Origin of the sequence: Marinobacter sp. DSM 26671, from assembly GCF_900112835.1 — a bacterium.
GTDB classification, from domain to species: Bacteria; Pseudomonadota; Gammaproteobacteria; order Pseudomonadales; family Oleiphilaceae; genus Marinobacter; species Marinobacter flavimaris.
This window is the reverse complement of record NZ_FONF01000002.1, coordinates 122822-144232: the sequence shown is the minus strand read 5'-3', so window position 1 is coordinate 144232 and position 21411 is coordinate 122822. Positions and strand designations below refer to the sequence as shown.

Annotated in this window: 22 protein-coding genes; 13 read left to right on the top strand and 9 right to left on the bottom strand. The window is 58.2% G+C overall.

The window, feature by feature from the left end; all coding sequences use genetic code 11:
• Nucleotides 1-14: 14 nt before the first annotated feature.
• Nucleotides 15-371, top strand: coding sequence for a hypothetical protein (locus tag BM035_RS02790; protein WP_254775357.1), 357 nt, complete (start codon nucleotides 15-17; stop codon nucleotides 369-371).
• Between the two features lie 3 nt (nucleotides 372-374).
• Here BM035_RS02790 and BM035_RS02785 read toward each other — a convergent pair whose 3' ends face one another.
• Nucleotides 375-1268: a LysR family transcriptional regulator gene (locus BM035_RS02785; RefSeq protein ID WP_008176107.1), complete on the bottom strand. Its 894-nt coding sequence runs from the start codon at nucleotides 1266-1268 to the stop codon at nucleotides 375-377.
• 153 nt (nucleotides 1269-1421) lie between these two features.
• Between BM035_RS02785 and BM035_RS02780 the strand changes: the two genes are divergently transcribed.
• From BM035_RS02780 to BM035_RS02760, 5 genes are all read left to right on the top strand, one after another.
• The gene (locus BM035_RS02780; RefSeq protein ID WP_092030257.1) at nucleotides 1422-2633 is read left to right on the top strand and encodes an acyl-CoA dehydrogenase family protein; all 1212 of its coding nucleotides are present in this window, start codon (nucleotides 1422-1424) and stop codon (nucleotides 2631-2633) included.
• A gap of 188 nt (nucleotides 2634-2821) precedes the next feature.
• Nucleotides 2822-3640 (top strand): SDR family oxidoreductase, encoded by an 819-nt coding sequence (locus tag BM035_RS02775; protein ID WP_008176103.1) that lies wholly within the window; start codon nucleotides 2822-2824, stop codon nucleotides 3638-3640.
• A gap of 52 nt (nucleotides 3641-3692) precedes the next feature.
• On the top strand, nucleotides 3693-4757 hold the full coding sequence (locus BM035_RS02770) for a phosphotransferase family protein (protein WP_008176102.1): 1065 nt from the start codon (nucleotides 3693-3695) through the stop codon (nucleotides 4755-4757).
• On the top strand, nucleotides 4757-5446 hold the full coding sequence (locus tag BM035_RS02765) for a histidine phosphatase family protein (protein ID WP_092030255.1): 690 nt from the start codon (nucleotides 4757-4759) through the stop codon (nucleotides 5444-5446). The genes BM035_RS02770 and BM035_RS02765 overlap by 1 nt, the downstream gene beginning before the upstream one ends.
• Before the next feature lie 17 nt (nucleotides 5447-5463).
• Nucleotides 5464-6234 (top strand): SDR family oxidoreductase, encoded by a 771-nt coding sequence (locus BM035_RS02760; RefSeq protein WP_092030253.1) that lies wholly within the window; start codon nucleotides 5464-5466, stop codon nucleotides 6232-6234.
• Nucleotides 6235-6295: 61 nt separating this feature from the next.
• On the opposite strand, the gene BM035_RS02755 is transcribed toward BM035_RS02760, so the two are convergent.
• Nucleotides 6296-7174, bottom strand: coding sequence for a DUF6279 family lipoprotein (locus BM035_RS02755; RefSeq protein WP_092030252.1), 879 nt, complete (start codon nucleotides 7172-7174; stop codon nucleotides 6296-6298).
• A 144-nt stretch (nucleotides 7175-7318) separates the two neighbouring features.
• Here BM035_RS02755 and BM035_RS02750 point away from each other — a divergent pair, with 144 nt between their 5' ends.
• Nucleotides 7319-7558: a DUF2798 domain-containing protein gene (locus BM035_RS02750; protein WP_092030250.1), complete on the top strand. Its 240-nt coding sequence runs from the start codon at nucleotides 7319-7321 to the stop codon at nucleotides 7556-7558.
• A 154-nt stretch (nucleotides 7559-7712) separates the two neighbouring features.
• On the top strand, nucleotides 7713-9128 hold the full coding sequence (locus tag BM035_RS02745; RefSeq protein WP_092030248.1) for a DUF4397 domain-containing protein: 1416 nt from the start codon (nucleotides 7713-7715) through the stop codon (nucleotides 9126-9128).
• A 49-nt stretch (nucleotides 9129-9177) separates the two neighbouring features.
• On the opposite strand, the gene dacB is transcribed toward BM035_RS02745, so the two are convergent.
• Nucleotides 9178-10734 carry a D-alanyl-D-alanine carboxypeptidase/D-alanyl-D-alanine endopeptidase gene (dacB, locus tag BM035_RS02740; protein WP_175497332.1) on the bottom strand — a complete coding sequence of 519 codons (1557 nt, stop codon included), beginning with the start codon at nucleotides 10732-10734 and terminating at the stop codon, nucleotides 9178-9180.
• A 329-nt stretch (nucleotides 10735-11063) separates the two neighbouring features.
• Between dacB and BM035_RS02735 the strand changes: the two genes are divergently transcribed.
• The 4 genes from BM035_RS02735 to BM035_RS02720 all read left to right on the top strand — a co-directional run bounded on the left by BM035_RS02735 (nucleotide 11064) and on the right by BM035_RS02720 (nucleotide 14142).
• Nucleotides 11064-11537: a sterol desaturase family protein gene (locus BM035_RS02735; protein ID WP_041645015.1), complete on the top strand. Its 474-nt coding sequence runs from the start codon at nucleotides 11064-11066 to the stop codon at nucleotides 11535-11537.
• Between the two features lie 32 nt (nucleotides 11538-11569).
• Nucleotides 11570-12340, top strand: coding sequence for a glutathione S-transferase N-terminal domain-containing protein (locus BM035_RS02730; protein WP_053115543.1), 771 nt, complete (start codon nucleotides 11570-11572; stop codon nucleotides 12338-12340).
• A gap of 192 nt (nucleotides 12341-12532) precedes the next feature.
• Entirely contained in the window at nucleotides 12533-13468 is a 936-nt protein-coding gene (locus tag BM035_RS02725; protein ID WP_092030245.1) for an aldo/keto reductase, read from the top strand.
• Nucleotides 13465-14142 carry a hypothetical protein gene (locus BM035_RS02720; RefSeq protein WP_139216016.1) on the top strand — a complete coding sequence of 226 codons (678 nt, stop codon included), beginning with the start codon at nucleotides 13465-13467 and terminating at the stop codon, nucleotides 14140-14142. Before BM035_RS02725 ends, BM035_RS02720 begins: the two co-directional genes overlap by 4 nt.
• On the opposite strand, the gene dkgB is transcribed toward BM035_RS02720, so the two are convergent.
• Nucleotides 14111-14920, bottom strand: a complete 810-nt coding sequence (gene dkgB, locus BM035_RS02715) for a 2,5-didehydrogluconate reductase DkgB (protein WP_092030242.1) — start codon at nucleotides 14918-14920, stop codon at nucleotides 14111-14113. The genes BM035_RS02720 and dkgB overlap by 32 nt on opposite strands.
• Nucleotides 14921-15041: 121 nt before the next feature.
• On the opposite strand from dkgB, the gene BM035_RS02710 reads away from it, so the two are divergent.
• Complete coding sequence (locus BM035_RS02710) at nucleotides 15042-15455, top strand: GFA family protein (protein ID WP_008176076.1); 414 nt, start codon at nucleotides 15042-15044, stop codon at nucleotides 15453-15455.
• On the opposite strand, the gene BM035_RS02705 is transcribed toward BM035_RS02710, so the two are convergent.
• The 5 genes from BM035_RS02705 to BM035_RS02685 form a co-directional block, all read right to left on the bottom strand.
• On the bottom strand, nucleotides 15449-16570 hold the full coding sequence (locus tag BM035_RS02705; RefSeq protein ID WP_008176074.1) for a PQQ-dependent sugar dehydrogenase: 1122 nt from the start codon (nucleotides 16568-16570) through the stop codon (nucleotides 15449-15451). The two genes, BM035_RS02710 and BM035_RS02705, sit on opposite strands and share 7 nt — an antisense overlap.
• A 252-nt stretch (nucleotides 16571-16822) precedes the next feature.
• Nucleotides 16823-17641: a (2Fe-2S)-binding protein gene (locus BM035_RS02700; RefSeq protein ID WP_092030240.1), complete on the bottom strand. Its 819-nt coding sequence runs from the start codon at nucleotides 17639-17641 to the stop codon at nucleotides 16823-16825.
• Nucleotides 17628-19658 (bottom strand): Fe(3+)-hydroxamate ABC transporter permease FhuB, encoded by a 2031-nt coding sequence (gene fhuB / locus BM035_RS02695; RefSeq protein WP_092030239.1) that lies wholly within the window; start codon nucleotides 19656-19658, stop codon nucleotides 17628-17630. Before fhuB ends, BM035_RS02700 begins: the two co-directional genes overlap by 14 nt.
• Nucleotides 19648-20583, bottom strand: a complete 936-nt coding sequence (locus tag BM035_RS02690; protein WP_092030237.1) for an ABC transporter substrate-binding protein — start codon at nucleotides 20581-20583, stop codon at nucleotides 19648-19650. Before BM035_RS02690 ends, fhuB begins: the two co-directional genes overlap by 11 nt.
• A complete protein-coding gene (locus tag BM035_RS02685) occupies nucleotides 20573-21346 on the bottom strand; it encodes an ABC transporter ATP-binding protein (RefSeq protein ID WP_092030236.1) in 774 nt (257 codons plus the stop codon). Before BM035_RS02685 ends, BM035_RS02690 begins: the two co-directional genes overlap by 11 nt.
• Nucleotides 21347-21411: the final 65 nt, after the last annotated feature.

The window sequence follows — 21411 nt, the reverse complement described above, 5'->3', positions numbered from 1 at the left end:
ACAGGAACGACACCTTGCTATACCGAATGATCACCCTTGTCGGCGGACTGGTTTTTGTCATCATCCTGTTCGCCCTGATCTGGTTTTTCTGCAAGAAATTTCTCGAGCACCACGGTGTCACCGACCAGGTCAAAGACCGGGCCATGGTTCTGGCCACCTGGACCTTTGCTGGTATCAGCGTCGGACTGGTATTCGCGGTGGTTGGTGCATTTGTCCTGGGCCCCTGGGCTTTCTACCGAACCCTGAGGGGCCACGATGTGGAGATATCCGATGGTGCCGCCGTCTGGTGGGGCCTCGGCATCGTAATGGCGTCCCTGGGGATCACGGCTATCGGATTCTTCGGTTTCCTGATGGTGGTTGGCGCCTACTGAGGCTCAACTGATTGCCTTCAACTGCTCCCGGAACCAGATCAGCGCCGGCTCCCGCTCGTAAGCCTTGTGCCAATACAGGTGTACGTCGATAGACGGCAGGTCCGCCGGCGGATCCATAATCCGGATGTTGGCCCGCTCGGCGATAATTCTGGCGTAAGCTTCCGGCATGGTCAGCAGCAGATCGGTCTCTTCCACCACTCTGCAGGCGGCATAGTAATGCTGACACCGCAAGCGGATACTCCGTTGTACCCCCAGTCGCGATAGTTCAAAGTCCTCGATCCCGGGTCCTTCGGTACGCGAGGATACCAGCACGTGTTTTGCGGACAGGTACCCTTCCATATCCAGCGACTCTGTTGCCAGCGGGTGCCCCTCCCGGGCCAGAACCACCAGGCGGTCGCGCCTCAGGAGTTCGTGGGACGTCTGGTTACTCACGGGCAGTAGCACATCCACGGCAAAATCCAGTTTGCCGGCCGCCAGTTGCGTCTCCATGTCGCGCCTCGCGATCCTCTGGCTGACAATTTCCAGTTCCGGATAGGCGTCCAGGCGCGCCATCAGGCGGGGCAGGAAGGTCGATTCCAGAATGTCACGTAGCCCGAGCGAATAGGTTTTACGCTGGGTGGCCGGATCAAAGGCATGAAACTGGTTTACCGCGCCCTGGATCTGGGTGAGGCCCGGCCGCATGGACTCAAGGAACCGCCGGGCCAGTGGTGTTGGCACCATCTGGTTGCCCTGACGGGTAAACAGGGGGTCGTCAAAATGGTCCCTTAGCCTCGACAGGGAATGACTGACAGCCGGCTGAGTGAGATGCAGTGACCTGGCTGCACGAGTCAGGCTTCCCTCCCGGTAGATGGTGTCGAAGACGTGCAGCAGGTTCAGGTCCAGGCGGTTGAGGGCCATGAGCGGGATCCGTTTCTGGAGAATTTGAATAAGTTTGGTTAATAATAAACGATAAGAATAATTCAGTCGCGTAATAGTTAAGTCATCCCTAGACTGGTCTCAACGTGATGATTCCGTGCACGCCACCGTGCAACCGTTAGCGAGGAGACGGCGATGGATTTCAATATTTCCGAGAAAGGCCAGGATTATCTCAACCGCGTGAAGCAGTTCATGAAGGATGAGATTTTTCCCATCGAAGAGCAGTACCACAAGGAGCTTGCCTCACTGGATAACCGCTGGGTTGTGCTTCCGATCATCCGGGAGCTGAAGGAGAAAGCCAAAGCCCAGGGCCTATGGAACATGTTCTTCCCGGACGAAAAATACGGCTGCGGCCTGCTGAACTCCGACTACGCACTGATTGCCGAGGAAACCGGGCGCAGCTTTATTGCGCCGGAGATCTTCAACTGCAACGCGCCGGATACGGGCAATATGGAAGTATTGATCCACTATGGCTCTGAGGAGCAGAAAGCCGAGTGGTTGCCGCGGCTGCTCAGTGGTGAGATTCGCTCCGCCTTCTGCATGACCGAGCCGGCGGTTGCCTCTTCCGATGCCACCAATATGGAGGCAACGGCCGTTGTTGAAGGCGACGAAGTGGTTCTGAACGGTCGCAAGTGGTGGAGCACCGGTATCGGGCATCCCGACTGTAAGGTTGCCATATTCATGGGTCTGACGGATCCGAATGCGCACAAGCATCGCCGTCATTCCATGGTGCTGGTGCCGCTGGACACGCCTGGCGTCAAGATCGAGCGTATGTTGCCGGTATTCGGTGAATATGATGAGCCCTATGGCCATGGCGAGGTGCTTTTTGACAACGTGCGTTTGCCCAAGAGCGCATTCATCGCCGGCCCGGGCCGCGGATTCGAGATTGCCCAGGGCCGTCTTGGGCCGGGCCGAGTGCACCACTGTATGCGGGCAATCGGTGCGGCAGAGCGCACGCTGGAGATTCTGATCAAGCGGGCAACGACTCGTGAGGCCTTCGGGCGTCCGATCGCCAAGCTGGGCGGCAATCCGGATATCATTGCCAATGCCCGCATGGCCATTGAGCAGGCGCGTCTGCTCACGCTGAAATGCGCCTGGGCACTGGATACCAAGGGCATCATGGGGGCGCTTCAGGAGGTCTCCATGATCAAGGCGGTGATTCCATCCATGCTGCAAACCATTGTGGATCAAGCCATTCAGATTCACGGTGGTGCCGGAGTCAGTGATGACGACTTCCCGCTGACACAGCTGTTTGCCTATGCCCGTGTTTTACGCCTGGCGGATGGTCCGGATGAGGTGCATCGGGCTATGGTGGCCCGTCTTGAGCTGCGTAAATATAAAAATTGAGAATCTGAATCGGGAGTCTGGATTCGGCGGAAGGGTGTTTCTGAAACACGCTCCTTGCGGCACGTCCCTGTGACGCTTGGGCTCCGCCATCCATGGCTCCGCACAGTTTCAGAAACACCCTTCCGCCAAATCCGTCGTACTTCGGAGTTGGTTTCAGTTTTTAGCAAGATAACAGCGGGGAAGCATTGATGACTCAGAGAGTATTCATAACCGGGGGCGCCAGCGGACTTGGCCGCGCCATAGCACTGCGTTATGCCAAAGAAGGCGCCAAAGTCTGCATCGGCGACATTAACCCGGAGCAGGGTGTTGGCGTCGAGAAAGAGATTAATGCGGCCGGAGGCGAAGGTTATTTCGTCGAGTGCGATGTTCGACGCCTGACCGATTTCGAAAAGGTCCGCGATGATCTTGTGAAGAAATGGGGTGGCGTTGATGTGGTGGTGAACAACGCTGGCGTTGCCTCTGCCGGTTCCATTGAAGATACCACCATGGCGGATTGGGAGTGGATTCTCGATATCAATGTGCTGGGTGTGGTTCGCGGCTGTAAGGCGTTCACGCCGCAGTTCAAGCAGCAGGGCTCCGGGGCATTTGTGAATGTGGCCTCCATGGCCGGGCTGATGCTGGCGCCGTTAATGGATAGCTACAATGTGACCAAGGCCGGGGTGATTGCCCTGTCTGAAACCTTGAGCCAGGAGCTTCGGGATGCCGGTATTCATGTGAGCTGTGTATGCCCGGCGTTTTTCCAGACCAATCTGACCAGCAGCATGCGTTCAGATATCCCCGGAATTCAGCAGAACGTGAACAAGCTGATGAAGCGCTCGACGGTAACCGCCGAGGACGTGGCCGAGGATATTTTCCGGTCGGTCAACAACAAGAGCTTCTGGGTACTGCCCCACGCCAAGGAGCGCCGCATGTGGATGCTCAAACGCCATGCGCCCAAGGCTTTCGACTGGCTGATGCATCAGGAAAGCAAGCGCTGGATGAGCAAGATGGGTGGCAGCAAGGCCTGAATGCGCGGTTTTTTTACTGTTTTAAACTGAAGATTCAAAAGGAGAGTCCTGAATGACCCAGATCGACGAGGCCGTGGACATCCGGGAAGGCGAGGAGCTGGACACTGGCGCCGTAGACCGGTTCATGAAAGAGGCGATCCCGGATCTGCAAGGCGAGCCAGAGATTCGTCAATACCCGGGTGGCGCCTCAAACCTGACCTATCAGGTGGATTACGGCGACCGGTCCTACGTCTTGCGCCGGCCGCCGTTTGGCAAGATTGCCAAGTCTGCCCACGACATGCTGCGTGAGGCGAAGGTCATGCGGGCGCTCAAACCGGTTTATCCCTACGTACCCAACATCATTGCCATTTGCGATGATCACGACGTGCTGGGTTGCGATTTCTACGTGATGGAACGGTTGAAGGGCATTATCCTGCGCCAGGACTTTCCCAAGGATTTCGAGCTCAGTGAAGCCGATACCCGTAAGCTTTGCCTGAACGTGATCGACAAACTGGTGGATCTTCACCGTGTGGATGCCAAGGCAGCAGGCCTGGACAAGCTGGGCAAGGGCGAGGGCTACGTTCAGCGCCAGATTGGCGGTTGGAGCGACCGTTTCCGCAAGGCCCGCACCGACGATGTGGGTGACTTTGAGCAGGTAATGAGCTGGCTCAATGACAAGATGCCCGACGACATTGCCCAGGTGGTGATCCACAATGATTTCCGCTTCGACAACGTGGTGCTGAACCCGGACAACCCGTTCGAGGTTATTGGCGTACTGGACTGGGAGATGGCCACCATCGGTGATCCGCTGATGGATCTTGGAAACAGCCTGGCCTACTGGATTGAGGCGGACGACGAAGGCCCGTTCCAGATGCTGCGCCGCCAACCGACCCATCGCCCGGGCATGCTTACCCGCAAGGAAGTGGTGGCATATTACATGGAGCAGTCCGGCTTCAAGGTCGACAACTTCGACTTCTATGAGATCTACGGCCTGTTCCGGCTGGCAGTGATCATCCAGCAGATCTATTACCGTTTCTACCATGGCCAGACCAAGGACAAGCGTTTCGCCGCCTTTGGCCATGCCGCTAATTATCTCGAAAAGCGCTGCCAGCGGTTGATTGCGGAGAGCTCCCTGTAATGGCGACGATTTATCTGGTTCGTCACGGCCAGGCCAGTTTCGGGAAAGAAAACTACGATCAACTGTCTCCCACGGGCTGGGAGCAGGGTAGGGTGCTTGGCCGCTGGCTGGCGGGCAAAGTGGAACCGGCAGCGGTTTTCGGAGGCGATCTGGAACGCCACCGGGAAACCGTTGAAGCCATCGCCACCGGGTACGGATCCAAACTGCCCGATATGCAGGTGGTTCCCGGCTTCAACGAGTTTGATCACACCACTGTGGTGGCCCGGTACCGCCCGGAGTGGAGTGACCGCGCGGTGATGGCGCGGGATCTCAAGGCGTTCCCCAAGCCGGCCAAGGCATTCCAGGAGGCCTTTGTGCATGCTGTGCATCGCTGGGCCTCGGGCGAGTATGACCATGAGTACGAGGAAAGCTGGCCAGACTTCAAGGCCCGCGTTATGGCGGCCTTCGAGGAAATGATTGACTACGCCGATGGCGGCGACGTGCTGGTGGCGACCTCCGGTGGACCGATTTCCGTAATCGCCCAGCATCTGCTTGGCCTGGATGACGCCCGTGCACTCGGCCTGAACGAGGTGATCGCCAACACCAGTGTGTCGCGGGTACTTTATTCAGGCCCCCGGCGCAGCCTGGCCGTTTTTAATAACTACAGCCACCTGGAAGCGGATGATCCCGCCCTGGTGACATTCCGATAGCGAATTGAGGTGAACGAATGAGCAGCAAGAATCTGTTTGATCTGACTGGCAAGGTTGCCCTGATTACCGGTGCCAGCCGCGGCATTGGCGAGAGTATTGCCCGGACTCTGGCCGAGTATGGCGCCCACGTGATCGTAAGCAGCCGCAAGATTGACGGTTGCGAGGCCGTTGCCAGCAGTATCCGGGATGCCGGTGGTAGCGCCGAAGCCTACGCCTGCCATATTGGTGATATGGACCAGATTGAAAGTATCTGGGGGCACATTGAGCAAACCCACGGCAAGTTGGACATTCTGGTGAACAACGCTGCCGCCAACCCTTACTTCGGGCCGGTAGAGGACACCGACCTGGGAGCGTTCAACAAGACCGTGGATGTGAATATCCGGGGCTATTTCTTCATGTGCGCCCGTGGCGCCCAGATGATGAAGAAAGCCGGTGGCGGCTCGATTGTGAACGTGGCGTCCGTGAACGGTGTAAATCCGGGCCACTACCAGGGCATCTACTCGGTCACCAAGGCCGCCGTGATTTCCATGACCAAGTCCTTTGCCATGGAGCTGGGTCAGCAGAAAATCCGCGTGAATGCGCTGCTGCCAGGGCTGACCGATACCAAGTTTGCCAGCGCCCTGACCACCAACGAAGCCATCAAGAAGCAGGCCATGGCCCATATCCCCATGAAGCGGGTGGCCGATCCGGGCGAGATGGCGGGTACGGTGCTATATCTGGTTTCCGATGCTTCCAGCTACACCACGGGCGCCTGCATCAATGCCGACGGTGGCTACCTGACAGTCTGAGTAATCGTTGGGGTCGGATGACCGCTTTCATCCGACCCCGCCTTCACTACGTCCGAGCTTATCAGGCCGGCGAACAGGTCAGTGCCTCGAAGTCATCGTTCAGCTCCACCGTCCGATCCTGGAGCTGGGCCAGTGTTTCCCTGTCACCTGCCATAATCAGGTCGTGCATCAGGGAGGACATGGCAGCCCGACTTTCTGCCATCATGGCTTTATAGGCCTCACCACGCACCTCTTCGGAATTCAGAATCAGGTATTCCAGCTCCGCCTCGAACGTCGGCGCGTTTCTGTTTTCCAGCAGTTCCAGCAAGGCCAGTTGCCAGTTCCTTCGACCCTGCAGCCAGATCTCAGTCTGCTCGCCCCGATTGGCTGACCATTGCCGCACGATGTCGCGCTGCTCGCTGTTCAGGTCCCCCAGCCATCGCTCAACCCGCTCCGCGGTTCTCTCTGCGCGTGCTTCGGCTGTCGCCTCCGGGGAGTCGGCCAGGAATTCGTCTTCCATTTCCCGCTGACTTTGCGCCATGTTGTTCGCCAACTCCTGCACCTGTTCATCGCTCAGGCTTGAGAGAAGGTTTACCGCGACAGGCGTTGCCTTTTCCAGAAGACTCGGGAAGAAACTGAAAAGCTGTTGTTGATGGTAGTCGACGGTGGCCTTGTCGGGTGGGTTGCTGGAAACATCAGACTCGAGTTCATCCAGCCAGGCCTGGTAGCGGGGCAATTCGGCACTGCAATGCCATTGCCGCAATTGATCAATGTCGCTGTTGAGCTGCTGTTTCTGGTCGGCCGTCAGTGTCACGTAGTCTTCTACCCACCACACGATGCCCCAGTCCGCGTATCGATAAGCCATCTTGGTCGAGCTGCAGCCAACCAGTCCAAGGACCAGTACCAGAATGAGAACAAACGGTTTGAAAAAGCCGGGTGTCCAGTCTTTGGCAGTATCCATGGCGCACCTGTCTTGGTAAAAAAGCTTATCGAAAAAAGATTGCAAGCTCACTATCATTTCATTTTTGAGTGATATCAGTGTACGACATATCACGCCTTTCAGATGCTGCTCCGGGGAACCCTGGAGCATTGTTCAGGAGAAGTCATGAGCAAAATGAGACTTTCACGTCTACGCCAGCAGATCTTTGGCTTTTACATGTCCGGAATTATGTCGCTGCTGATGTCCGGGGTGATCACCTTCATCAACACGGGCATCGACGGCGAATTCCATTACCGGTGGGGGCCGGCTTTTCTCGTTGCCTGGGCCGTTGCTTTTCCTCTCGTGACCTTCATCGCCCCGCTTGCCGGGAAGATGACTGAGTTCACCATGCGCAGGTTTGATTAATTGCGTACATCTGTAAGCTTAAATGTCAAAAGATGCAAATCCGTTCTTTCTGACTCCCCGTAAATGCATTGACGCATGATTCATGGACGGAAATTGTGCAGGTTCGAACCACTCAAATCCTGGTAAACAACCTCAAAAGTGGGGAGTTTGAAAAATGAAGACAAAATATGCTTTACCGATGGTTTTGGCGGGTAGCGTTGTGCTATCCGGGTGTTGGCTTGATGACGATGATGATCCAGCAACAACCAGTGTTCGGGTCCTGCATGCGTCCTCTGATGCACCTGCGGTGAATGTACGGGTGAACGGTGATGTTGTCGTTCCAGGTGCTGATTACAAGCAGGCTGCCGTCCTCACTCCGGGTGCCGGTCTTGCCGATATCGCGGTTGATGGATTGCTGCCCGGCGGTGCTACCGCGACTGTAATTTCCGCTGACGGCGTATCGCTGCGTGCGGATACCAACTATGACGTGATCGCAGTTGGCAAAGTTGGTGACGAGACCATTGAGCCGCTGATCTTGACGGATGATGGTGCCCGTGATGATGCCAACAGTGCGCGTCTGAGGGTTGTCCATCTTTCGCCCGAGGCAGAGACCGTTGCCGCTGGTCCAGTGGATGTATATGTGACTGCATTTGGGGATCCGCTCCCTGCTGAAGCTACCTTCAGCTTCTCCTTTAAAGAAAGTGTTGGCCCACTGGAGCTGCCTGCATCGGACGATTATCAGATCCGGGTTACCGCTGCAGGATCTAACGGAGTTGTATTCGACAGTGGGCAAATTGGGTTGCCAGTGGGTTCTGATCTGCTGGTAGGCGCTGTTGACAATACGGTCTTCGGAAGTTCACCTGTGAGTCTTTTGGTTCTGAACGGCGCTGAGGTATCCGAACTTCTCGATATTGGAACGGGAGCTGGTATCCGCGCAGTTCATAATTCATCCGCTCCCACTCCGAATGTCGACATTTATCTCAACGAAGAGCCCGATGGATCGCCTGCGGCCACTGATCTAGCATTTGGTGAAACAGTGCCTGGTGCGCCGTCAACAGGCGAGTACGTTCCCCTTGATGCCGGCGACAACCGTGTTGCAGTCACAGCTACAGGAGTGACTGCTTCGACTGCTATCGATGCAACTTTGAATTTTGCGAACGGCGATTTAAACACCGTTGTTGCCGCAGGTGTACTTGCGGAGGGGCTTGATGCTTTGGTTTTTGCTGACAACAATCGTCGAATTGCCACAGAAGCAAAACTGAGGGTTATACATGGAGCGATTGAAGCGCCCACAGTCGATGTGTTCCTTATTCCGACGGACGCTGGGGGTGCCGAGAACACGCTCATAGGTAATTCCATGCCTGCTCTGGACGACTTCAATTATGCTGAGTCCTCCGGTTACCTTGGCGTTGCCGAGGGGAACTATGTTGTCTTTATAACTTCGGCGGATGGCGCTACCGTGCTTTACAAGTCCCCAAGTCTCAATCTGGAAGTTGGCGGTGTCTACACTGCCATAGCCCGGTTGAATGAAGGGCCCGAAAGCGTCGCCACGGTAACGCTCATGGACGATTTTGTTCCAGTTATAGAGTAAGTTCGGAAGCAAGATCGAGCTTGAAAGCCCCGGCTTACGCCGGGGCTTTTTATTGAATGCTAGTCTCAGAAGTGCCGGAAGCCGCATGTGAAATAGCGGTCCCGGTCGGCGGCCTGAAATGCAGCGAATAGAGAATACGGTCCAGCACGGCCTGGCCATTCCAGGCAGGATCGTTATTGACCATCCCGACCACGGCCCAGGTGGTGTTATTGGAATCGCGGGTGAATCCGGCGATCGATCTCACATTCTCCAGGTAACCGGTCTTGATGCGACCCTCGCCATCCATGCCGGTGTTGCGCAGGCGGCGTGCCATGGTTCCATCCATCGCGATGATAGGCATTGAGGCCATGAGGTCTGCCGAGTAGGCGCTGTTCCAGGCGTGTTCCAATATTTGAGCGCCCTGGCGCGCGGTGATCCGCCCGTGTCGGGTGAGGCCAGCGCCGTTGTCGATCACCATGCCGGCGGTATTGATGCCCTTGTTTTCAAGCCAGTCGTAGATCACCCGTATACCGGCAACCCGGTCATCGCTTTCATCTTCCTGGCGGTTTTCCGCACCAATGGTGAGGAGCAGTTGGCGCGCCATCACGTTGCTGCTCCACTTGTTGATGTCCCTCACCATGGTAACCAGGTCCGGCGAGGTGGTTTTCATTACCAGTCGGGCATCCTCAGGCGTTACGCCATTCAGGTCTCCACCAGACACCACGACGCCAAGGTCTGCCAGCAAGGAGCGAATCAACGAGGCGCTGTACTGCTCATGGGACAGCAATGAAAGATAGGTGGTGGTTCGGCAGCCCTGGGGAAGTTCACCGGTTACCCGAACGGTCACCCGGTGGTCTTCATGAATGATGGGCTCCCATTCAAAGTTTCTTCGTGATGGGCACGGGCCTTCTGCAGTGGCAACCACACGGTTGTCGATGACAACTTCGCCCAGGGAGGGCGTGCTCCAGGCCTGGGTGCCACGCTCATCGGCACGAACCTGGAAATGCATCAGGTTCAGGTTGGTCAGATAGGCGGACGGTTCCACCAGAAACGGCGCGTGGGGGTTGTCGCCGTTGTCTTCAAACGCAGGAAAACCACCGTCTACCTGAAAGTAGGAACCATCAAGGATCAGGTCTCCCTCGATTCTGGTAATTCCCATGCTGCGAAGCTCACCCAGTGTGGTCCAGAGGCGTTCAATAGTGAGCTTGGGATCGCCTCCGAAGCGGACGTAGAGATTACCCTTGAGAGTGTCGCCGACCATGACACCGTCGGTCAGGAAATCGGTATCCCAATGGTGGTTGGGCCCGAGAACCTCCAGCGCCGCAAAGGTTGTCACCAGCTTCATGATGGAACCGGGGCTCATCAGCGCATCGGCATTGATGTACTGATTGATGCCGGGCCCATTCAGCGGAATGGCGGCCATGCTCATGGCGTCTTCATTTTGGAGGGACTTGAGCGCGTAATCCTGAAGCTGGTTCGTCCAGAGGCGATTTCCCGAGAAACCGGAATTATCGTCTTCGGCGACCACAACGGACGGGGTGGTAATCACGGCAAGGGCCGTGAGGGATGCCAAAAGAGACCGTCTGAATCCAGAACCTGTTTTTTCTCTACTTTCAGAACGCCGCATACCCGGGGCTACCATGATCGCTATCCAGTGAGTTCCTATAGTCCAACAATAGCCCATCCTGCCGGTTTGTACTATGCAGAAAAGCTCTACATGACGTTAAAAAATGGCAGTAGTGTCGTTGTTTGTATTGAACTTTTGTGACGCGATGTAAGTGCCCTTGCGAATCATGGAGTTAGGTGGATAAAAATTAACCTTCGGGTTGTCAATGACTTTTCTATCGGATTTATGGGTGCTTTTTCCGGCGTTTGAGTCATGGAATTCGCGGCCAAAAAGGCGTTTCCTGATGAATGTGTAACCAAGTGTTCCGAAAACAATAAAAGGAGGACACCATGATTGGTATTCCACTGGGTCTTTTGACCGCCAATGGCGTGGAATGGGTATTCCATAAACACGTTCTTCATGAGCTGGGCCGGAACCGGGCAAGTTTCTGGTCGTTTCACTGGCACGATCATCACCGAAATGTCCGGCGAAATGGCTTCCTGGATGACGACTATCGCAGACCGCCCCTGACCTGGAATGCCCAAACCAAGGAGGTGGCTGCCCTCGTTGCGGGGGCTGCAGCAGTCACCCCGCTGCTGCCATTCGCACCCTTTTTTGTGGGTACTCTCTACTACAGCGCCTGGAATTACTACCGGGTACATAAGCGCTCACATCTGGACCCGGAATGGGCGAGAAAGAACCTGCCCTGGCACTATGATCATCATATGGGACCCAACCCCAATGCCAACTGGTGCGTGACCAAACCCTGGTTTGATCACATCATGGGTACCCGGGAGCCAATGGAAAATCGTCAGATTGCGTGATAATGGCGTGGTCTCCAAAAAAAGGTTTGTTTATGTCGAATATGCTTTCTCATAACGTCCACGTGCTGGGCTCGGTCGCCACATCGTCGCTCACTGCCTGGCGTGGTTGCCTGGTGGTAAAAAATGTTCCCCAGCCGGAAAAGCCGATCGTGCTCTATGACATGGAAGGCTGTCCGTACTGCCGTCGCGTTCGTGAAGCCCTGACTGCCCTTAATCTGGATGTGGAAATCCGGCCCTGCCCGAAGGGCGGGTCGGTTTTCCGGGCCCAGGCGGAAGCGCTGGGAGGCCGCCAACAGTTCCCTTTGCTGGCGGACCAGAACACGGGCACGGTCATGTACGAATCCGAGGAGATCATCGAGTATCTGTTCCGGCAATATGCCGGCCGGTCGGTACCGTCCTACTATCGTGGTCGGGTCTGGCAGCCGGTCCTGGGCTCTGTAGCCTCGGTAACCAGCGCCATGCGGGGGCTGAGGGTCAGCCAGGGCAAGCGGCCGGAGCAGCCGTTGCACCTCTGGAGTTTCGAGGGGAGCCCGTTTTCACGTTTGGTGCGTGAGCGGCTGTGCGAGCTGGAAATTCCGTATACCTTGCACAACCTCGGGAAGGAGCACTGGACAGAGATCGGGCCAGCGAAGCAGCGCATCAAGCCGGGGCCTTATACGCCGATTCCCGGTGGCAAGCGGGATGCGTTTTTCCAGGTGCACAAGCGGGTTCAGGTGCCCTATCTTGAAGACCCCAATACCGGGGAAGGCCTGTTCGAGTCTGCCCGTATTCTGAAATATCTTGATGCCCACTACGGGAACTGAGTTGTTGGTAAGACTGTCAGCCATGTAGCTGCCGCCCGGGTGGGTCATCCCTTCTCCAGACACGCCGTAAATACTTCCATGTAGGCTCGGTCGGGCCATCCGTGGCCCTCCACGGTCTGGAGAAGGGATGACCCACCCGCGCTGTTTGAGCATCATGCTATTCGCACTGAAATTTCTGTCAGTGGGGGCGCTATGGCGAATCAGATTACTCGAAGGAAGTTCCTGATCAGTTCCGGCCTCGCCGGAATTGCTCTCAAAGCCCCGATGCTGTTCGCAAACACATCGGGAAGCACTGCATTATCTCCCACCATGCGCCGGATTCCCGGCACAGACGAATCCATCCCTGCAATCGGTATGGGCACCTGGATCACCTTCAACGTTGGTGGTGACGAACAATTAATCACCCAGCGCACTGAGGTTTTGAAAACCTTTTTCGAGCGCGGCGGCACGGTGGTCGATGGCTCGCCGATGTATGGCAGCGCTGCAGATGTAATGGGCGAGGCGCTGAACGCTCTGGACGGCCACGACCGGATTTTTGCAGCTACCAAGATCTGGACCGGCGATGAATCAGCAACCCGGGCGGAGGCGGCGCGTTCGAGCAGGCGTTGGGGCGTTGACCGGTTCGATTTGTTGCAGGTGCACAATCTGTTGGGGTGGCAGGGGCATCTTGAAACGCTCAAGCAGATGAGGGCGAACGGTGAGGTTCGGTATATCGGCATCACCACATCCCATGGTCGCCGGCATCGGGAATTCGCGCAGATTATGGAGCGGGAGCCTCTGGATTTTGTGCAGCTGACCTACAACGTTCTGGACCGGGAGGTTGAGGACCGGCTGCTGCCATTGGCCCAGGAGCGCGGAATCGGGGTGATCGTCAATCGTCCATTCCAGGGCGGTTCGCTGTTTCGGCGATTCCAGTCGGAGCCACTGCCCGATTGGGCCGGGGAGGCCGGTGTTGGCAACTGGGCGGAGTTTTTCCTCAAGTACATTATTTCCCACCCGGCGGTGACCTGTGCCATTCCGGCGACCAGTAAGGTCGAGCACATGAAGGAAAACATGGGGGCGATGTACGGTACATTGCCTGATGCCAGCCAGCGCCAGCGGATGGCGGGTTACGTGAGGTCGCTGTGAGTGGGGCTGATTGGCTGAGCTACTCGCTACAGGATTTTGTGATGTTCGGGCCGCAGGTGTTTCTGCGGCTGTTTGTCCGGATCAACCAGGATCTATGGCCCTGGCAGTTGCTGGCAGTAGTGATCGCTATTTTTATACCGGTGCTGATCTCCAGACAGAACAGGGCGGCACGGCGTTTGGCCGTCGGCCTGATGTCGCTTGCCTGGATAGTCAGCGGTTACGGGTTTCTGGTGGGCTATTTCGGCCCCATTAACTGGCCGGCGGCGTGGTTTGGGTGGGCCTTCGTGGCCCAGGGCGCGTTGCTTGCGGCTGCCGTGTTTTCAGGCGGCGTTCATGACAGCAGGCTAGCGATCGGAAGACTTGCCGTACTCTGGCTGCTTGCTGTCTGTGTCTTGCCCTGGTTGGCAATGGCTGATTCCGGCCAGTGGGAGGCCGTCGGATTGTTTGGCGTAGCACCCGGCACCACCGCAGCTGCCGGCGCGCTCGCTCTGGCACTCGTGACCAGGACCTGGCGCTGGGTCTACCTGCCGCTGCTGGTGTTGTGGAGTCTGTTCAGTGCCGCCCTCTTATGGGTGCTTCAGACCTGGTGGTTGCTTGTCACCCCGGTGGCTACGCTCTTGCTGGTTGGAGCCGGGTTCTGGCTCAGTCCCAGGACGGCGCAAAGTCCGGATTAGCGATGCGTTCGTTACGGTCCAGTTCGTCAATCGCGCGGATTTCTTCCTCGCTCAACTCAACCTCCAGCGCCTCCAGGTTAGCCTTCTGGTGGCCGGGCCGTGTTGAGGAAGGGATCGGCACAACGCCTCTCGATGCCACCCAGGCAATGGCCACCTGGGCCGGCGTCAGGTTTCGCTCAGCGGCAATGCGCTGCAGTGTTTCGTCCTCCATCACCTTACCGACTGCCAGCGGCATATAGCCGGTCACGGTAATGCCGAGCTTCTGGGCATGTGCCACCACCTTGCGGTTGGCCAGGAACGGATGCACTTCTACCTGATTGGTGAAGATGGGCGTGTCGCCCAGTATGGCTTTCGCCTCATCCATCTGGGCACAGGTAAAGTTCGAAATGCCGATGTGCTCTGCCAGACCCTCGCGCTGGGCATCCCTCAAGGCACCCAGATACTCCTTCATGGGCACTTCGTCACCGGGCGATGGCCAGTGGATCAGCGCCAGATCCACATGGTCGGTTTTGAGCCGTGCGAGGCTGTCATGGAGGCTGTTGATCAGGTCACTGGCGTGCAGCTGGTCGTGCCAGATTTTGGTGGTCAGGAAAATCTCCCGGCGCGGAATGCCGCTGGAGGTAATGCCATCGCCAACTTCCGCTTCATTCTCGTACATCTGGGCGGTATCAATGTGGCGGTAGCCCAGGGACAGGGCGCTCTTGACGGCGTCACGGGCGTCATTGCCCTTGAGCCGGAAGGTTCCCATACCGATTTTCGGAAGTGCGCTGAATGACATGATGTCCTCCTTAGCGAATCAAGTGTTTCTAAAGTGGTGCCGGCAGACTGGTTCTTCAAGTGGCCCGCGGGTATCATCGCGCGTGACTTAACCAGTGACCAGAAGCAGTGAGGCCCGGACCATGTACACCGGTCGTTGCCTGTGTGGCGATATCAGTTTCGAATACGATGGCCCGCTCGGCCCGGTGGCCCTGTGCCATTGCAGCCAGTGCCGGCGTGCCCACGGCAGCGCTTTCTCGGCCAGCGCGCCGGTGCAGAAGGTGCGGTTCCGGTTCGTATCCGGCGAAGACAGGATTACCGAGTTCGAATCACGCCCCGGCAAGTACCGGGGTTTCTGCAGCCGTTGCGGCAGCCAGCTCTACAGCCGTGTTGATGCCATTCCCGGGATTCTCCGCCTGAGAGTCGGTTGCATCAACGAACCCCTGGGCAAGGGGCCGGCCCAACACGTCTTCGTTGGTTCAAAGTCCGACTGGTTCGAGATTACCGACGAACTGCCACAGTTCGAAAAGACTGAAAGAACCAACGATCCTCACTGAGCCGGCACCATCCGGTAAACCTTGCCCCGGGGTGAATCCGTTAGCAGCCAGAGTGCCCCATCGGGGCCCATGCGCACATCGCGGATCCGTTCGTCGAGATCGGTCAGCAGATCTTCCTCTTCCGTCACTTCACCGTCCTGGATGCGCAGACGAACCAGTTTGCGCATCTTGAGTGCGCCCACGAACAGGTCCCCCTGCCATTCCGGAAACAGATCTCCGGTATAGAACGCCATGCCCGAGGGCGCAATGGACGGGTCCCAGTAATGCAGTGGCTGGGCCATGCCTTCCTTCTTGGTTTTGTCAGTAATGGGCAGGCCCGAATAGTCTATGCCGTAAGTGATTGTCGGCCATCCGTAATCGGTGCCTGCCCGGATGATGTTGATTTCGTCGCCACCCCGGGGACCGTGTTCGTGGCTCCAGATCTCGCCGGTTTCCGGGTGGATGGTCATGCCCTGGATATTGCGGTTGCCGGTTGTATAAAACGTATCGTTGACGCCGCTGGTGTCCAGGAACGGGTTGCCTGGTGCGGGGCCACCGTCGGGCGTAATCCGGTGTACGCCTCCGGCATCGTCAGAATTGTCCTGGGCCCGGTCCATCTCTCCCCGGTCGCCCACCGCCACGTACAGGTTGCCATCCCGGTCAAATTCCATGCGGCCCGCGAAGTGTCGGCCGCCGCCGGAGCGGGGCAGGGCCTCAAAAATGACTTCAACGTCGGTGAGGCGATCACCACTCAACCGGGCGCGAGCTACCCGGGTAGTCATGCCGTCCCGGTTTCGGTGGGCGTAGCTCAGGAAAAGCACCTGATTCTGCTCAAAGTCCGGATGGAGAATAACGTCCAGCAATCCGCCTTGGCCGGATACCACGAGCTCGGGTACTCCGCTGATGGGGTCATTCACCAGCGAACCGTTCCGAATCATTCGCAGCTCTCCTTCCCGCTCTGTCACCAGCATGGAGCCGTCCGGCATAAATGCGAGGCTCCAGGGGTGTTCGAGATTCTGTGCCACGGTTTCCAGGCGGAAATCTGCTTTATCGGAGGAAAAGGTCTGGTTGGCCATGCCGGGAACGGCAACCAGCAATAAGCTGCCTGTCAGGACAAGGTGTTTGAATATACCCATTGAAGCCTCCGTTCCTACCGGTGCCATTAGAACATTCAGAGTAGCAGTTGAAGCGGGCTTCGCCGAGCAGCGCTCCCGTTACCAGGAGTATAGGGCACCGGGTCAATTACGGATCAGTGATCGACTATTGCAAATAATAATGATTCGCAATAAAGTGGAGTCCAGTGGGTTTACCTTAAACGGGAGGAAAGGGAATGGCACCCGAACAGGAAATGATCGAAGGTTTGAAGCTTGCGGCAGGGGCGGGTGTGCTTATCGGCCTGGTTGCCATTGGCTTGGCGCTGTCGTCCGCTGTTGGGGCGTAAGTGCGGCGAGTCGTTCCTTGCGATGCACACCACAGGTGCCGCAGTAACCGCCTTCCGGGAGCAGGTATTTCAGGCAACACCCCTTTCGTTGGGGGATTGCCGTGGTCTGCTCACCGAACACCGCTGGAATCCAGTCGATGAACTGGTTTGCATCGTTCTGGAACTGCTCCAGCCATCCTTGCGCCAACTGGCAAAGCGCTTGCGGTTCGGCCCGGTTCCACACGGCTGAGAACGGTGCCCCCAATCCAAGCCCTATACTGCTCCAGTAGGCACCAGGGCTGACTCCCAGCTGTTGCCGGAAGGCCGGGTACCACCCGGCTGTCAGAGCGCCTGCGGACCGGACAAACGTTTCTTCATCAACCCGCTCCCCGCCCGGCACCTGAAACCATCGGGATACCGTTTGTGTCTGGTCGTGCGCCGGGGCCAGGAATATTCGTTTGGCGTCCGGTAAAGGCGCGTGGCCGTCGCGGAACAGCCTGAGGGTCAGCGGCGCGATCACGTTGAGCGCCAGATCCTGCTGAAGCACAGAAACAAACGCGCGCACGGCCCGGGGCCCGGCGATTGGGTAGTCGATGGCAACCTGGCCGAGCAGTAGCGACGGTTGCTCAAGGCACTGGGCCAGAGAAAAGAGGCCGCTACGCGCACCCACAGAGGGTTGCAGCGCCTCGTTTATAACCGATTCCCTGTCCAGCCCTGACTGGCTCAGAAGATGGCTGTATTCCCGGGCCCACTGGCCGAGCCCGGGCTTACGGTCAGGCTCTGCCATGGCGACTCAGCCCCCAGAGGAAATACAGGCCACCGACCAGAGCGGCCAGAAGCCCCGCCGGAAGCTGGTTGGGGTAAACAACAATTCTGGACAGGTAGTCGGCAACGCCCAGCAACAAGCCTCCGGCAAGGGCAGCAACGATCAGCTGTCGCCCTACGGTCTGCTGGCCCAGAACACGGGCCAGGTGGGGTGCGATAAGGCCCACAAAACTCAGCGGACCGATCACCACCGTCGCCGCAGCGGTCAGCAGCGCCGCCAACAGAAGCAACAGCAGACGGACTTTCGTTACCGGCAAGCCCAGTGAACTGGCCGATGTTTCACCCAGGGGAAGAATGCTCAGGGGTCGGATAATCGCCAGAAGGCCAGCCGAAATCAGCACGATCAGCGCCAAAAGCCCCAGGGCCTCGGCTTCCGAGACCAGCCAGGTGGAACCGTACATCCAGTTGAGAAGCTGCGAGGCGACCGTGCCACCGGAAGCCATGACCAGGCGAAGGCCTGCGTCCATGAACACGTATAAAGCGAGCCCGCCGAGCAGGAGCTGGTTGCCGGCAAACCGGTGTTTTCGGGCCAGCATGATCAACAAACCGAGGGCAGCTGCGGCGCCCAGGGTGGCCGCTCCAAGCTGTCCTGCCCGGCCAATATCGGCACCGAACAGAACGATCAAAACCATAACCACCGCCGCGCCGCCGCTGATACCGAGCATTTCCGGGCTGGCCATGGGGTTGCCTGTCATTCGCTGGATTAGTGTTCCTGCAAGGCCCAGGGCCACGCCCGCAAGAATGGCTGCCAGTAATCTGGGGCCGCGCCAGACCCACGCCTCGTGCCACTGGGCGATCGGAGTCCAGCTCCACTCGTCCAGCCCCGGGGACCACCCCATGGAGATACCAATGGTGCTCAGAAGGAGGGCGGCTATGGCTCCGCCAATCACAAGGGTGGAACGTCTTTTGGGCAGGAAACCGGCGGGGCTGTCGTCTTGCCCGGGCATATGATGGGTGTTCTTCAAACCCTGCAGGGCCAGCAGAATAATCGGTCCGCCGATCAGGGCGGTGGTTGTGCCGGTGGGAACCAGTGATCCGTCGCCCCAGGTGGATGCCCAGTGGGCGAGGGTATCCGCCAGTAACAGCAGACCCGCGCCCAGGAGACTGCTCCAGATCAGGCGCTCGGACAGGGTACGGGCGCCCAGCAGCCTTGCCAGCACCGGTGCCGCAAGACCGATAAAGGCCACGACACCAACCCGGCTGACCACCGTGGCACTCATCAGAACCACCAGAAACAGCGCCAGCACCCGAATCAGACCGACTTTGGCGCCGAGGGACCGGGCGGAGGTCTGCCCCAGTTGCATGACTTGCAGCGGGCGCATCAACAGGATCATTAACACGCCCAGCACCAGCACCCGGGGCCAGAGTTCCATGAACGGCTGCCAGTTATTCTGGACCAGGGAGCCCGCGCCCCAGATAAACAGGTTCCCCAGCCATTCACCCTTGAGTAACAGGAACGCCATGTTCACGGCGCCCAGGAAAAAGGTGACCACAAGTCCGGCCAGTATCACGGTGACCGGTGAAAAGCCCAGGCGCCAGGTGAGCGCGATCACCAGTCCGATTGCCAGTAACCCGCCGGAAACCGCCACCAGGTCCGGACTGAAGGCGAGCAACCCGGGAAAGAATATGGTCGCGACTGTTATCCCGAACTGGCCGCCGGCCTCCACGCCCAGGGTTGTGGGTGAGGCAAGGGGGTTGCCAAGGATCTGTTGGGTAACCGCGCCGGCGAGGCCAAGGCCACAGCCAATGAGGACGGCAATGGCGACACGGGGTGCCCAGCTGTAGTGCGCCAGTACCGACGCGTAATTGTTGGCTTCGAACGTCCAGAAGGCGGCGATGAGGGCGCCGACGTCGAGCTGGCCAAACCAGGGCGCCGCGCTCGCGAGAAACGCGCCACACCAGATCAGTGCGGCAGCCAGTGGCACCCTTGCGGGCAGGGATGGGCGACTGACCTGGTTGTTTGCAGATTCAGCGTACATTGTCTGAACCTCCAGCCAGCAGACCTTCAGCGAGCAACGTTGCCAGTCGCTTGACCGGGAAGACCCCGCCAAACGGCCAGACCGGATCAATCTGGTACACCTGATCGCGCTGAACCGGCGGCAGATAGGTCCAGAAAGGGCTGTTGGCCAGGGTGTCAGACAACCCGGGCAGGGTCGGAGAAATGATGATGATCCGGCTGTCCTGATAGGGCGAAAGAGCTTCAAGCCCGACGACCGAGAACCCCCAGTAATTCCCGGAGTGGGGCCAGGCGTTCTCAAGGCCAAGGGCGTTCAGGGCCCTCTGGAAAAGGCCGTTGGGTGCGTATACGCGAACGTGGCGGTCGTCCAGAAAGTTCACCAGCGCCACCGGTCGGTCCGTGAGGCCGGCATTCTCCAGACGATGGCGCTGAGCCTGCAGGGTCTGGTCGATGTCGTTGAGAACAGACTTTGCACGTTCTTCCCGGTTCAGCATCTCACCGAGAGTGGTAAGCATACTGCTGGCCTTCTCGAACGGTCGGGAGCCCTGCTTGTAAACGCTGACAACGTAGGTGGGCGCAATGCGCTCCAGCAGGTTGGCTGCGGGAGCCATCTCGGAGCTGGTGACGATCAGATCCGGTTTTAGCTCGGAAATAGCTTCCAGGCTCGGTGCCACCCGGGTGCCGACGTTGGCCACACCTTCGGGAAGTTCCGGTTCCCTGACCCACGCGTTATAGCCATCGCGATCAGCAACGCCGATGGGCGTGACACCCAGTAACAGCAGCGCCTCGGTGGCGGCCCAGTTCAGAGCAATCACCCGTTCCGGCGTTTTATCGAGGGTCAGGGTCCCCTGTTCGTGCTGCCAGCTTGCGGCACTGGTAAGGACCGGCAGCAGACTCAGCAGCAGCGCCGCGCCGTATCGCCAGCAGCGTTCAGACCTAGTGAACATAGGACACCCACTGTCCGGGCGCGCGCTCCATCACGCCCATGGGCACGCCATATATGGATTCCAGGATGCCGGAATCCATGATGTCCCGGGGGCTGCCATCGGCAACCAGTTGCCCGGATTTCAGAGCGACCAGACGGTCGCAGAACCGGGCCGCCAGATCCACGTCGTGCAGCACCACGATAACCGTAAGATCCCGCTGCTCGGCGAGACGATGCACCAGACGCAGGGTTTCCACCTGATGTTTCACATCCAGGGCGGATATGGGCTCATCCAGCAGCAGGCATCGTGTTTGCTGGGCCAGCAGCATGGCAATCCACGCGCGCTGGCGTTCACCACCGGAGAGCGTGTCGACAGAGCGATGCTGGAACTGGCTGAGTCCGGTGTCCTCAATGGCCCGGGTGATCAGCCGGTGGTCTTCCTCGTTATAGCGTCCTAGCGGTCCGCGCCAGGGGTAGCGCCCCAGGGCAACCAGCTCGCGAACCGTCAAACCGTCGGTTCCTGGCGGATGCTGGGGCAGGTAGCCCACATTGCGGGCAAATTCCCGTGCACCCGTGCTCCGGAAGGATTTGCCCAGAAGCCGGACATTGCCGGTTGAGGGGGCAAGCTGGCGGGCAAGCACCTTGAGCAGAGTGGACTTGCCGGAGCCGTTATGCCCGAGCAGGGCTGTTACCTCACCCTCACCGAAACCGAGGTTCAGGTTCTGAAGTATGGTGGTGTCGCCAATGCGGACATCAAGATTGGAAACGTCGAAGAAAACAGGCATGCAGGCTCCCGAAATGCTGAGGGCCTGCAGAATAATTTAAATGCGAATCACTATCAATATATATT

Coding starts and splice junctions, on each gene's coding strand:
- BM035_RS02785 (WP_008176107.1), bottom strand. CDS start 1,268: ATGGCCCTCAACCGCCTGGACCTGAACCTGCTGCACGTCTTCGACACC.
- BM035_RS02780 (WP_092030257.1), top strand. CDS start 1,422: ATGGATTTCAATATTTCCGAGAAAGGCCAGGATTATCTCAACCGCGTG.
- BM035_RS02775 (WP_008176103.1), top strand. CDS start 2,822: ATGACTCAGAGAGTATTCATAACCGGGGGCGCCAGCGGACTTGGCCGC.
- BM035_RS02770 (WP_008176102.1), top strand. CDS start 3,693: ATGACCCAGATCGACGAGGCCGTGGACATCCGGGAAGGCGAGGAGCTG.
- BM035_RS02765 (WP_092030255.1), top strand. CDS start 4,757: ATGGCGACGATTTATCTGGTTCGTCACGGCCAGGCCAGTTTCGGGAAA.
- BM035_RS02760 (WP_092030253.1), top strand. CDS start 5,464: ATGAGCAGCAAGAATCTGTTTGATCTGACTGGCAAGGTTGCCCTGATT.
- BM035_RS02755 (WP_092030252.1), bottom strand. CDS start 7,174: ATGGATACTGCCAAAGACTGGACACCCGGCTTTTTCAAACCGTTTGTT.
- BM035_RS02750 (WP_092030250.1), top strand. CDS start 7,319: ATGAGCAAAATGAGACTTTCACGTCTACGCCAGCAGATCTTTGGCTTT.
- BM035_RS02745 (WP_092030248.1), top strand. CDS start 7,713: ATGAAGACAAAATATGCTTTACCGATGGTTTTGGCGGGTAGCGTTGTG.
- dacB (WP_175497332.1), bottom strand. CDS start 10,734: ATGCGGCGTTCTGAAAGTAGAGAAAAAACAGGTTCTGGATTCAGACGG.
- BM035_RS02735 (WP_041645015.1), top strand. CDS start 11,064: ATGATTGGTATTCCACTGGGTCTTTTGACCGCCAATGGCGTGGAATGG.
- BM035_RS02730 (WP_053115543.1), top strand. CDS start 11,570: ATGTCGAATATGCTTTCTCATAACGTCCACGTGCTGGGCTCGGTCGCC.
- BM035_RS02725 (WP_092030245.1), top strand. CDS start 12,533: ATGGCGAATCAGATTACTCGAAGGAAGTTCCTGATCAGTTCCGGCCTC.
- dkgB (WP_092030242.1), bottom strand. CDS start 14,920: ATGTCATTCAGCGCACTTCCGAAAATCGGTATGGGAACCTTCCGGCTC.
- BM035_RS02710 (WP_008176076.1), top strand. CDS start 15,042: ATGTACACCGGTCGTTGCCTGTGTGGCGATATCAGTTTCGAATACGAT.
- BM035_RS02705 (WP_008176074.1), bottom strand. CDS start 16,570: ATGGGTATATTCAAACACCTTGTCCTGACAGGCAGCTTATTGCTGGTT.
- BM035_RS02700 (WP_092030240.1), bottom strand. CDS start 17,641: ATGGCAGAGCCTGACCGTAAGCCCGGGCTCGGCCAGTGGGCCCGGGAA.
- fhuB (WP_092030239.1), bottom strand. CDS start 19,658: ATGTACGCTGAATCTGCAAACAACCAGGTCAGTCGCCCATCCCTGCCC.
- BM035_RS02690 (WP_092030237.1), bottom strand. CDS start 20,583: ATGTTCACTAGGTCTGAACGCTGCTGGCGATACGGCGCGGCGCTGCTG.
- BM035_RS02685 (WP_092030236.1), bottom strand. CDS start 21,346: ATGCCTGTTTTCTTCGACGTTTCCAATCTTGATGTCCGCATTGGCGAC.